General features: G+C 43.5%; 11 protein-coding genes. 5 read left to right on the top strand and 6 right to left on the bottom strand.

All coding sequences use genetic code 11. The annotated features are described in order from the left end of the window. The first annotated feature begins 2 nt into the window (after positions 1–2). The gene (locus tag EYW48_RS02475; protein WP_053309493.1) at positions 3–503 is read left to right on the top strand and encodes a DUF3299 domain-containing protein; all 501 of its coding nucleotides are present in this window, start codon (positions 3–5) and stop codon (positions 501–503) included. Positions 504–799: 296 nt separating this feature from the next. Continuing rightward, a complete protein-coding gene (locus EYW48_RS02470; RefSeq protein WP_168520889.1) occupies positions 800–1,699 on the top strand; it encodes a TIGR03899 family protein in 900 nt (299 codons plus the stop codon). 79 nt (positions 1,700–1,778) lie between these two features. Here EYW48_RS02470 and cysC read toward each other — a convergent pair whose 3' ends face one another. From cysC to cobA, 5 genes are read right to left on the bottom strand one after another with little or no spacing between them, the layout of a single operon-like run. Next, positions 1,779–2,396, bottom strand: coding sequence for an adenylyl-sulfate kinase (cysC, locus tag EYW48_RS02465; RefSeq protein ID WP_168520887.1), 618 nt, complete (start codon positions 2,394–2,396; stop codon positions 1,779–1,781). A gap of 20 nt (positions 2,397–2,416) precedes the next feature. Further along, positions 2,417–4,141 (bottom strand): SLC13 family permease, encoded by a 1,725-nt coding sequence (locus EYW48_RS02460; RefSeq protein WP_176312026.1) that lies wholly within the window; start codon positions 4,139–4,141, stop codon positions 2,417–2,419. Between the two features lie 47 nt (positions 4,142–4,188). Next, positions 4,189–5,616 carry a sulfate adenylyltransferase subunit CysN gene (gene cysN, locus EYW48_RS02455; protein WP_277431822.1) on the bottom strand — a complete coding sequence of 476 codons (1,428 nt, stop codon included), beginning with the start codon at positions 5,614–5,616 and terminating at the stop codon, positions 4,189–4,191. 17 nt (positions 5,617–5,633) lie between these two features. Beyond that, complete coding sequence (gene cysD, locus EYW48_RS02450; RefSeq protein WP_080996305.1) at positions 5,634–6,593, bottom strand: sulfate adenylyltransferase subunit CysD; 960 nt, start codon at positions 6,591–6,593, stop codon at positions 5,634–5,636. A 47-nt stretch (positions 6,594–6,640) separates the two neighbouring features. Beyond that, positions 6,641–7,537 (bottom strand): uroporphyrinogen-III C-methyltransferase, encoded by an 897-nt coding sequence (gene cobA / locus EYW48_RS02445; protein ID WP_176312867.1) that lies wholly within the window; start codon positions 7,535–7,537, stop codon positions 6,641–6,643. A gap of 287 nt (positions 7,538–7,824) precedes the next feature. Here cobA and cpdB point away from each other — a divergent pair, with 287 nt between their 5' ends. Further along, positions 7,825–9,786 (top strand): 2',3'-cyclic-nucleotide 2'-phosphodiesterase, encoded by a 1,962-nt coding sequence (gene cpdB / locus EYW48_RS02440; RefSeq protein ID WP_168520879.1) that lies wholly within the window; start codon positions 7,825–7,827, stop codon positions 9,784–9,786. A gap of 114 nt (positions 9,787–9,900) precedes the next feature. Further along, complete coding sequence (locus EYW48_RS02435; RefSeq protein WP_053309501.1) at positions 9,901–10,479, top strand: Crp/Fnr family transcriptional regulator; 579 nt, start codon at positions 9,901–9,903, stop codon at positions 10,477–10,479. A gap of 26 nt (positions 10,480–10,505) precedes the next feature. Here EYW48_RS02435 and dbpA read toward each other — a convergent pair whose 3' ends face one another. Beyond that, a complete protein-coding gene (gene dbpA / locus EYW48_RS02430) occupies positions 10,506–11,891 on the bottom strand; it encodes an ATP-dependent RNA helicase DbpA (RefSeq protein ID WP_053309502.1) in 1,386 nt (461 codons plus the stop codon). 177 nt (positions 11,892–12,068) lie between these two features. Between dbpA and EYW48_RS02425 the strand changes: the two genes are divergently transcribed. Next, complete coding sequence (locus EYW48_RS02425; RefSeq protein WP_172531855.1) at positions 12,069–12,521, top strand: GNAT family N-acetyltransferase; 453 nt, start codon at positions 12,069–12,071, stop codon at positions 12,519–12,521. Positions 12,522–12,547: the final 26 nt, after the last annotated feature.

Below are 12,547 nucleotides of genomic sequence, written 5' to 3'. Positions count from 1 at the left end.
TAATGAAGAAACTACTACTTATCAGCACCTTATTGCTGTCCGGCTTGCTGCCCTTTTACGTCCAAAGTAACGAAGATGTGTTAAAGCTCGATTGGATTGATCTCATTCCACAAAACGAGCGAAACCAATTCACACCCGAAGGCATGCCAGCCTTAAGCCATAATGGTGATATGACAGCGGAACAGTCTAAGGTTGGAGGTGTGAGAAGTGAGCTAAACGGTAGTAAAGTCAAAATTCCGGGGTTTGTGATTCCATTAGAAGGCGATGCCAACATGGTGACCGAATTTCTACTGGTTCCGTATTTTGGCGCTTGCATACACGTGCCACCACCACCACCAAACCAAATCATTTATGTTAAATTTCCAAAAGGTGCGCCCATTCAACAGTTATGGGATGTGATTTATGTCGTCGGCACATTGAAAACAGAAAATATCAGCCACGAATTGGCTGAGACCGCTTATGTGATCGAAGGGACGGCCATCGAAGAATACGATGATATGTAATTAACAAAGCAGCAACCTATCGATTCGTCTAAGCTAAACTATATATTTGGAGAGATACGCTAACAAAGCGACATATACCAAAAAGAGTAAGGCGAACGATAGGGGCTTTTTTAGTTTATTCTCTTTCCAACACTTCATAAGCACCTCGTAAATACTGATAACAATTTTAACAACTTATTATCATTGGCGGTAGCTCAAATTTATGATCTAGAATGACTGTTTTTTCTAGATGCGAAATGAGTTACACGTTACATTTTGATTTATAGATAAAACGAGCGATTGAATCGGAAATGTGAATGGTAGATACCAGTAAACCTGTCGTGATTGAGCATCAAACAAACTCAAACCAAAGCCACGAAAAAAAATCGAGTTATATAAAAGACAGCGCCAGCCGCATTTTGAATATTGCGCAGTGCCACGGTCTTGATGCGTTGCTGCAAAACGAACCACCACAGAAAACACCACTCGATCGCGCCCTATTTAGAGAGCGTCAGCGCAAAGAGCAGAGACAAAAAAACCTCGAACAGATCCTCAAACTCGCTCATGTTTCATGCAAAGATGAAACGGCTGGCGATCCAGACCAAGACTGGTTACATCGTTTTTTTGATATGGCGCAAGACATCCATAATTCCTCCATGCAGCGACTTTGGGCGCAAGTACTTAAGCGTGAAGTGACCAACCCAGGTTCGACATCATTAAAGGCATTACAAGTCCTACAAGACATGACCCCAAAAGAAGCGCAAATTCTCCAAAGAGCGTCATCATTAGCATGCAGTTTTGGGAGTGATAATAGCCGTAAACTGTTGGTTGGAGTTCGAGCATCAAATGGGATTTTTAGTTTAGGTAAGCGCAATATCACCTTTACCATCAATATGGGGAGCTTTCAGCTTCCCTACTCAAGCCTATTAGTGTTAATTGAGTTAGGTCTGTTACATGCAACGGAGTTAGAGTCAGGCGAAATTGAACTAGAACCTGCGCTATTATTGATCTATCAAGGCAAGAACTTGTCTTTACAAGCGATGGGCAAAGGGGTTCGCTTACTCTATTACCGCTTTAGTCCGACGGGTAACGAGCTGTGCAAGCTACTCGGTAATAAACCCAATATGCAGTATTACGATCAAATGGTTGCCGTATTAAGCCAAAAATTCACCGTGCAAACCGAAGCGGCCGGTAATTCATTTCATCACGCAGTGTAAGCACTCGACGTCGTTAATATAGTTAATACAATAGCAAAAGGGCTCATCTGAGCCCTTTGGACGATTTAGTATCGTAATTTTACGCGATGATCGCACGCTGTTTCAGTGCTTGCAGACAAAGATCGACCAGTTCATCAATAGGCTTTTCACCAGCCGGAAGGTCTATTTCCGGGTTTAACGGTTGTTCATATTCAGAATCGATTCCCGTGAAATTGGCAATTTCTCCAGCACGAGCTTTTTTATATAGCCCTTTAGGATCACGCTGCTCGCAGATATCTAAATCAGTATTGACGAACACTTCAATAAACTCGCCCTGTGGCAATAAATCACGCACTAACTGACGCTCTGCTCGGTGCGGTGAAATAAAAGCAGACAGCACAATCAACCCTGCATCAGCCATTAATTTTGCCAACTCACCAATGCGACGGATATTCTCACGGCGATCTTGCTCGGAAAAACCCAGATCACTACACAAACCATGACGAACGTTGTCACCATCCAATAAATAGGTATGAAAACCCAATTGTGCTAAACGCTGCTCTAGTGCTCCTGCAATCGTCGATTTACCAGCACCAGAAAGTCCGGTAAACCACAGCACAGCTGGTTGTTGCTGTTTTAATTTGGCACGAAATTGTTTATCAATACTGTGTTGATGCCAGACGATATTTTCATCTTTATTGGCAGAAGCGGTACTCATAACGAAGTCCTTTTTATACATCAAAATGGAAAAAATTGAGGAATAAGTGTCAACACCAAAGCTGAATACACCAACGAAATTGGCACTCCGATTCGTACGTAATCGCTCAATTTATAATTTCCTACGCTGTAAACCAGTAAATTGGTTTGATAACCATAAGGGGAAATAAAGCTGGCACTGGCACCAAATAGCACTGCCATAATAAATGGCATCGGGTCAACGCCATAGCCAATCGCCATGCTGTAACCAATAGGAAAGGCCAGTGCGGCGGCTGCGTTGTTGGTCACTAGTTCAGTGAGCACTAAGGTGACAAAATAGGTCGCCACTAAAGCACCAAATACCCCCCATCCATTAAACGCTTCGATGAACATTTGCCCCATCCGAGTAGAAAGACCGGATGAGATCATCAGTTGTGCAATGGATAAAGCTGAACCAACGATCACCACAATATCAATCGGGAAACGGCGACGTAGTTCGTTGATTTGTACAATGCCACAAATCAACATCACCAATAGATAGCCCAATAAGCCTTTGATGATAGGAATGATCCCCAATAGCGAAGCGGCAATCACAGCAACAAACCCTATCAACACTAAACTGGATTTATGGCTATCAAGCTTGGCGCTAGAATCCAAATCATTGATCAGTACAAACTCGCGGCGATGTGCTCGACGTTCAGCATCAAAACGCTTACCAGGAACCAATACTAAGGTATCACCAGCGGTTAAAATTATATTACCGAGCCCACCTTCTAAACGTTCATGACCACGACGAATCGCGACCACAACCGCATCAAATCGCTCACGAAATTGGCTTGATTTAAGTGTTTTATTACAAAAACTGGCTGATGAGCTCACCACCACTTCAACAAAGCTTTGGCCGTTTAAATGATGTTGTCCAAACAACGTTAAACCTTGGATCTCTTGCAGAGTTGAAACACTTTCAATATCACCACAAAACAACAGGCGATCTTTGGCTTGCAGTATAAAGTCAGGATCAACCGATGCGACAGTTTCACCATTGCGGATCACTTCAGCTAAAAACAGTTTACGCAGTGCTCGTAAATTATTTTCACTGATACTCCGCCCCACCAGCGGTGATCCAGCTTCGACTCTAGCTTCTAAGAAATAAGGTAAATCCTCTTGGCTTTGATCATCGTAATTCGGCAAAAAATAACTGAGCGGAATTAAGATCAAAACACCACCGAATAAGACCGCAAGTCCAATCATCGTCGGTGCGAAAAATCCCAAACTCGGCAAGCCGGCATCTTCCACAAAGCTATTAATAATGAGGTTGGTTGACGTTCCTATCAGAGTTAATGTGCCACCAAAAATGGCCGCATAAGAAAGTGGGATCAATAACTTAGAAGGCGCATGTTGTTGATTACGCTTAACTGCGCCAATCAATGACACCACGACGGCAGTATTGTTGGTAAATGATGAAAGCAGCGCTGTTGATAAGCCTAATTTAGCTACCACAGACCCAAGCGTACCTTCGGAAATACTACGGCTCACCCAACTGATCAAACGTGTTTTCTCTAAAGCAGCCGAAGCCAGCACCAGAAGAATTAACGTTAATAGTGATGAGTTAGTGAAGTTTGCCGCAACACTTTTTAGCTCGATCATTCCTGCCATAAACGCCACAAAAGCGGCACCCGCAAAAATGAAACTAGGCTTAATACGAGTTGCAAGCAAGCAAGTAATAATGCCGAGCAAAATTGCTAACACCAATCCTTGTTCCCACATAACTCATCCCTCAATAAGAGAGTGATCACTCACTCTCACAACAATGACTACTTTAATAATTGACTGAGATCTTTTGCGTCCCAATGTGGGAAATGCTTGCGGATCAGAGCATTTAATTCAATTTCGAAAGCAGAATGATGGTTTTCATCGCGCGCTAAGTTTTGCAGGCTATCACGCACCAAACCAGCTCCAACTGTTACGTTAGTAAGACGATCAATAATGATAAAACCACCGGTATTGGCGCTGTCTAAGTACTTGTCGAGAGCAATCGACTCATTCAATGACCATTCGCACAATCCAATACCATTGAGCGGCAGCTCATCACTTTGATAGGTCGAAAGGTTATTGATGTCATATTGATGACGAATAGCCTTTACTTGACCTACCGTTTTCTTACCTGCAATTTTGATGTTGTACTCGCGACCCGCCTGAAGTGGTTGCTCAGTCATCCACACCACATCCGCCAATAGGTGGTTGGTTGACTCAACACTCGCCCCTTCAAGGACAATTAAGTCACCACGACTAATGTCGATTTCATCTGTCAGTGTCAAGGTAACCGCCTGACCTGCCTGCGCTTGTTCTAGATCACCATCGAAAGTGACAATGCGGGCAATGGTCGATTGTTTGCCCGATGGCAATGCTTTGATTGAATCACCGACGTTGATGCGACCTGATGCTATCGTGCCCGCAAAGCCTCGAAAGTCGAGATTCGGGCGGTTGACGTACTGCACTGGAAAACGAAATTCGCCCGCGCCTTTCTCTTGATCAACATCGACATCTTCAAGTAACTCAAGTAGAGATGGTCCTTGATACCAGTCCATAAACTGACTCGCCTCGACCACGTTATCGCCTTCTAATGCTGAAATCGGGATGATCTGAATATCAATCTCACCTTGTAGGTGTTTGGAAAACTCCAAATAATCTTGGCGAATTTGCTCAAAACGCTCTTGTGCATAATCAACCAAGTCCATTTTATTGACCGCGACTACAAAATGCTTCAAGCCCAATAAGTTGGAGATAAATGAATGGCGACGTGTTTGATCTAAAATCCCTTTACGGGCATCAATCAGAATCACCGCAAGATCACACGTTGAAGCTCCAGTGGCCATATTGCGCGTGTATTGCTCATGCCCAGGAGTATCGGCAATGATGAATTTTCGTTTTTGAGTTGAGAAATAACGGTACGCGACATCAATCGTGATGCCTTGTTCACGTTCGGCTTGCAAACCATCCACCAGCAGCGCCAAATCAGGACGTTCGCCAGTCGTACCAACACGCTGACTATCGGAATGCACTGCAGCTAATTGATCTTCATAAATCTGCTTTGAATCATGAAGCAGACGACCAATTAAGGTACTTTTTCCATCATCTACCGAACCACATGTGAGAAATCTAAGTAGCGATTTGTGTTGGTGTTGAGTGAGGTAACATTCAATACCTAGCTCAGAAAGTTGAGCTTGAACTGCACTATTCATAATCTTTCCTTAGATCCTTAGAAGTAACCTTGGCGTTTTTTCAATTCCATCGATCCCGACTGATCGTGGTCGATCGCACGGCCTTGTCGTTCACTCGATGTGGCAACGAGCATCTCTTCAATAATACCGGTCAAGGTATTCGCTTTGGATTCAACAGCGCCAGTCAGCGGGTAACAACCGAGAGTGCGGAAGCGAACACTTTTGTATTCAACCTTTTCACCCGGCTCAAGTTTCATACGGTTATCATCAACCATGATCAACATGCCATCACGCTCGACCACAGGACGAATTTCAGACAGATATAGCGGTACGATCTCAATATTTTCTAGATAGATGTACTGCCAAATATCAAGCTCAGTCCAGTTCGACAAAGGAAATACGCGAATGCTTTCGCCCTTGTTTACTTGACCGTTATAGGTCTTCCATAATTCTGGGCGTTGGTTTTTAGGATCCCAAGTGTGGTTTTTATCTCTAAATGAATAGACCCGTTCTTTGGCGCGAGATTTCTCTTCATCACGACGAGCACCACCAAAAGCAGCATCAAAGCCGTACTTATTCAGCGCCTGCTTAAGCCCTTGAGTTTTCATGATATCAGTGTGCTTTGAAGATCCATGAACAAAGGGACTGCACCCCATTGCTAGACCTTCTGGGTTTTTGTGAACCAGTAGCTCAAAACCATATTTTTGTGCTGCACGATCACGAAATTCGATCATCTCGCGAAACTTCCAGTCAGTATCGACATGCAGCAAAGGAAACGGAATTTTTCCTGGGTAAAAGGCTTTACGTGCTAGATGCAACATGACGGATGAATCTTTACCGATCGAGTACATCATTACTGGGTTATCAAACTCAGCCGCCACTTCACGAATAATGTGAATACTTTCCGCTTCGAGCTGCTGTAAATGGGTTAAGCGTTGTTGGTCCATCTTCATGCTTCCTTTTGGCTCGCAGTGCGAGCGTGTTGCAATGAGAGTCATTGATACAATCGTATTTTCAGAGCGTTACTGCGCCCTTATGATTAGAATTAGGCGTAATTGACGTGAGTGGTCTCAATCGCTTGGCCGTGCTGAAATGCCGGCTCACCAAACCAATGCAGCTTGTCAGACAACGCAACGACTTCACCGACCACAATTAAGGAAGGCGCTTGTGCTTTTGCTGACAATTGAGATAAATCGCTAAGCTGACCTTTGAAAACTTGCTGTGTTCGCTGAGTACCGCGTTCAATGATGGCGATCGGTGTGGTGGCTTGGCGGCCATGCTCAATCAACTGATCTTGGATATAACTCGACTTCATCAACCCCATATAAATCACCAAGGTTTGATTACCACGGGCTAGCGTTGACCAATCCATATCATCGTTTTCAGCTTTTAAATGACCAGTAACGAATAAGGCTGATTGAGCATAATCTCGATGAGTTAGTGGGATGCCAGCATAAGCCGTCGCGCCTGCAGCTGCGGTAATACCAGGGATCACCTGAAACTTAACTCCGGCATCGAACAAGACTTCAAGCTCTTCACCACCGCGCCCAAAAATAAAAGGATCACCACCTTTAATGCGCACTACTTTATGACCTTGCTTGGCAAAATCGACCAATAGCTGATTGGTTTTGTGTTGCGGAACACTGTGATGACCGGCTCTTTTACCAACACAAACTAAAATGGTTTCACTAGATACCAAAGACATGATTTCATCTGAAACCAAGTAATCATAAAGCACCACATCGGCCTGCTGCAGAAAACTCAACGCTTTTAAAGTTAATAATTCAGGATCACCAGGACCTGCGCCAATTAGTGCTACTTCGCCTGAAGCAAGTTGGCTTTTTACGTACGATGTAGTGCTAGGAACTAGGGTTTGAGCATTCACAGCAACAAGACGTGGCCCTTTTACCGGAAGCTGAGAAATTGTGTCCTTACCTGTCATTATCGTCATCCATAACTGAATTTATAGATGCATTATGGCGAGGTCTTTATATTACCTGAAATTCTAAAATTTCATTTTTTATATCAAAAGCTGATAAGGGATTAATTAGCTATCACAATAAAATCACTTATTTTTGATGAAAAAGTCATGATTGTTGGGATCTTGGCTACAGAATGCCACCAAGTTAACGCTTAACATCACAAATTAATCCTCATTGAAATCATTGTTTCATGAGCTTTTGATACATTACACCAGTTATTTATTTCCCCTATATAATGGAGTACACAATGAAAGTGGCAGTGAAACCTCTATCAATAGCCGTTCTTGGCGGTATGTTGGCCATGGCTGGCCCCGCAATGGCTGACACAATTAAGCTTCGTATTGTCGAAACAACCGACATCCATACCAATGTGATGGATTACGACTATTACAAAGATAAGCCATCCAACCAAATCGGATTATCTCGCGCTGCCACCCTGGTCAAACAAGCTCGTAATGAAGTTCAAAACAGCGTATTAGTGGACAATGGTGACTTAATCCAAGGTAGCCCAATGGGTGATTACATGGCAGCCAAAGGAATCAAAGCTGGCGAAGTCCATCCTGTCTATAAAGCCATGAATCAGCTCGGTTATGATGTAGGTAACATTGGTAACCATGAATTTAACTACGGTTTATCTTTCTTAGCAGAAACCATCAATGACGCTGATTTCCCTTATGTAAACGCGAACGTTTACGATCAAAAAACCGGTAAGCACTACTTCAAACCCTACCTAATTAAGACACACACTTTTAAAGATACCGACGGTAACGCTCATCAAATTAAAGTTGGTTATATCGGTTTTGTACCACCACAAATTATGGTGTGGGATAAGAAAAACCTTGAAGGGCAAGTGGTAGCCAAAGATATCAAAGAAACCGCTGAGCAGTTGATCCCACAAATGAAACAAGAAGGCGCAGATGTGATTGTGGCTATTCCACACTCAGGGGTGTCATCTGACCCGCACAAAACAGGGGCGGAAAACTCGGTTTATTACCTCACACAAGTAAAAGGTATTGATGCCATCGCTTTTGGTCACTCACATGCGGTTTTCCCAAGCAAAGATTTTGCGAAATTACCGGGAGCTGACGTTGAAAAAGGCACTATTAATGGCGTAACTGCGGTAATGCCAGGACGCTGGGGCAGCCATGTTGGCGTCATGGACCTCACTTTAGAAAATAAAGATGGTAAGTGGAGTGTGGTAGACGGCCAATCACAAGCTCGTCCTATTTTCGACAAAGCTAACAAAACATCACTGGCTGAAGCCGATGCTGGCATCGTAAAAGCATTGCAAGATGATCACAAAGGTACTCGCGAATTTGTTAACCAACCGATTGGTAAAGCGAATGACGTGATGTACAGCTTCTTAGCATTAGTACAAGACGACCCAACGGTGCAAATCGTTAACCTCGCTCAGAAAGATTATGTAGAACGCTTTATTCAAGGTGATCCTAGCCTTGATGGCTTACCAGTTCTTTCTGCTGCGGCTCCATTTAAAGCAGGTGGTCGCAAAAATGACCCTTCTAACTTTACCGAAGTCGAAGCAGGTCAACTGACGTTCCGTAATGCTGCTGACTTATATCTCTATCCAAACACGCTAGTTGCACTCAAAATGACAGGTCACGAAGTGAAAGAGTGGTTAGAGTGCAGCGCAGGCCAATTTAGACAAATTGATATCAACAGCACAGCACCTCAGCAGTTAATTGACTGGGATGGCTTCCGCACTTACAACTTCGATGTGATGGATGGTGTGAACTATCAGATCGACGTGACTCAACCAGCAAAATACGATGGTGATTGTAAAGTTCAACATGAAGGCGCAGAACGTATTGTCGGTTTGACTTACCAAGGTAAGCCTATCGATATGAAGCAAACCTTCATTGTGGCCACCAATAACTACCGCGCATACAGCAATAAGTTTGCAGGAACTGGTACAGAGTTCATCGCTTTTGATTCACCTGATGAAAACCGCACTGTTGTTGCAGACTATATTTCTCGCGTGAGCCAAGAAAAAGGGCTGGTAAACCCAAGCGCTGACAATAACTGGTCATTTGCACCGATAAAAACCGATACAGCGTTGGATATTCGTTTTGAAACATCACCAAGTGACAAAGCGGCACAATTTATCAAGGACAAAGGTCAGTATCCAATGACCAAAGTTGCCACTGACGATGTTGGCTTCGCGGTTTATAAAATTGACCTAACGAAATAACTGATTCAATATCCAGATTATTTATCTTCAAACGCAGCCATTGGCTGCGTTTTTTATTACTCACTAAAATCAAGGTAAGATAGAAGCTCTATCAACAAGAAGGCTCATCATGAAATGGATGTCGATTTTTACCAGCAGTTATTCCGCCACGGTTTTGCGCAAGATGATATCGAACACTTACTCACTATTGCCAAACCATTAGAGCTACCAACAAGACATATACTAGTCAATCAAGGCGAATACGCTGACGAATTCTACTTTGTACTACAAGGTGTTTGTCATGCCTGCTATCTCACCGAGCAAGGCAAACAATTCAGCAAAGAATTTTATTGGGAAAAAGACTGGGTGATAGGATTCGAGAGTTTGATCAATCATCAACCCTCCCCTTATTTATTAGAGACACTCACTCCGGTACAACTGTTATGTATTCCGATGCAGACATTGCAGAAATGGCGTGACAATGCTCATCCCATTTATCTTAAGCTGTTGGAAACACAATTGAGGTATAAAGAAAACAAAGAACGGTTCATGCTGCTGCATTCGCCACAACAGCGTTATCAACTGTTGTGCCAACACTTTCCTGAGCTATGTGAGCGTATTAATGAACAACATATTGCGGCTTATCTTGGTATTACCCCCATCAGCCTTAGCAGAATCAAAGCACGCATAAACGCAAAAGCCAGCGCAAATTAGCGCTGGCTCAATTAAACCTAACCTGACTACTTAAGTAGACGCGCTCGGAATTGACGACCTTTCATTTTGCCAGACTCCATCTTTTTCAGTGCTTTTTTAGCAACTGACTTATGTACGGCCACATAAGCACGCATCGCAAATAGGTTAATCTTGCCAACATATTGGCCATCAATACCACCATCACTGGTTAAAGCACCCAAAATATCGCCTGGACGTACTTTCTGCTTTTTGCCGCCATCAATCTGAATCGTCACCATATTAGCTTGATATGGCTGTCGATTCATCGCACTTGAATCTGGTAGTTTCGCCGGCTCGATAGGCATATCCATGTATTCATCAATCATGGCTACACGATGCATTTCATTATCACTAAAGAAGCTGAACGCTAAACCTTTGCTACCCGCTCGGCCAGTACGACCAATACGGTGTACGTGCACTTCAGGATCACGTGAAAGCTCAAAGTTGAATACTGCATCTAAGTTATCCACGTCTAAACCACGCGCGGCCACATCCGTCGCAACCAGAATAGAGATACTCTTGTTAGCGAATTGAACTAACGCTTGATCGCGGTCGCGCTGCTCTAAATCACCATGCAGTTCAATCACGCTAAAACCTTTATGATGTAGTTCATCAGCAACGTTTTGCACTTCTTTCTTTGTATTACAGAACACAACTGCAGATTCTGGCTGATGATGTAAAAGCAGTAACTCGAGTGCTTGGTCGCGAGCTTCTGTCCCTTCGACTTTATAAAAATATTGTTGAATGCTGGACGTATCGTGCGTCGATTCAACTTTAACCATTTCAGGTTCACGCATAATACGCTGAGCAATCTGCTTAATTTGAGCAGGGAATGTTGCACTAAATAGCAACGTTTGGCGTGAAACAGGAGTTTCACTAATGATCGCATCTAGCGCGTCTTGGAAACCCATTTCGAGCATTCTATCCGCTTCATCCAGCACCAGGGTATTGAGCTCAGATAGGTCGATACGCCCTTTTTCAAGGTGATCCAAAATACGACCAGGTGTACCAACTAAAATATGTGCACCATGCTCTAGGGAGCCAATTTGTGGTCCCATCGGCATACCACCACATAAAGTGAGTACCTTGATGTTATGAATCGCTCGGCCTAAAGTACGGATTTCAGTCGCCACCTGATCAGCCAGCTCACGAGTTGGGCATAGTACGAGCGACTGCACGCGAAAGCGTTTTACATTCAAATTAGATAAGACGCCCAAACCAAAAGCCGCGGTTTTACCTGAGCCGGTTTTTCCTTGGCCAATCACGTCCTTACCCGCCAAAATGGTTGGCAAGCTTAGCGCCTGAATCGGCGTCATCTTGGTATAACCCAATGTGTCGAGGTTTGAAAGAAGTTCTGGCTTTAAACTAACAGCCGAAAAAGTGGTATTGCTCAAGGGGACGTCCTTTGGTTAGACGAAAATTAAACGCCTATTATCGTTATTTAACCCCTTGTGGCTAGCGAATCTTTGCCGAGCATCGCACAAGTTACTCAACTTAACTTAACCTTTGTTAATGAATCATGCACTTAAGCTTGCTACATTGCAGATATTAATAAACCGAGGAGTCTACAAATGATCACCTGGCAATGTCTTTCCTTTTCACAACTAACCATCCAACAACTCTACGACTTGCTCAAACTAAGAGTAAATGTTTTTGTGGTTGAGCAAAATTGCCCATATCCAGAGCTGGACGATAAAGATACTCAAGCGGGTGTCTTCCATTTAATCGGTTATCAACAACAACAGATCGTTGCATGTGCAAGATTATTGCCCGCGGGTATTAGCTACCCCAGTGTCAGTATTGGGCGCGTGGCGACAAAAGCAGAAGCAAGAGGAACAGGACTCGGCCACCAACTGCTCCAACAAGCGTTAGATAATTGCCAAGCATTATGGCCAAACCAAGATATTGAAATTGGTGCCCAGCAGTATTTAGCTAAGTTTTACCAATCCTATGGATTTGATCAAACATCTGATATGTATCTAGAAGATGATATCCCGCATATTGATATGAAGCTGTCTCGGTAACGAGTATGAACATCACCACTACGCCA

The organism is Vibrio sp. 1180_3 (assembly GCF_029478545.1).
Classification (GTDB): Bacteria; Pseudomonadota; Gammaproteobacteria; order Enterobacterales; family Vibrionaceae; genus Vibrio; species Vibrio aestuarianus.
This window is presented reverse-complemented; position numbering and strand designations above follow the sequence as displayed.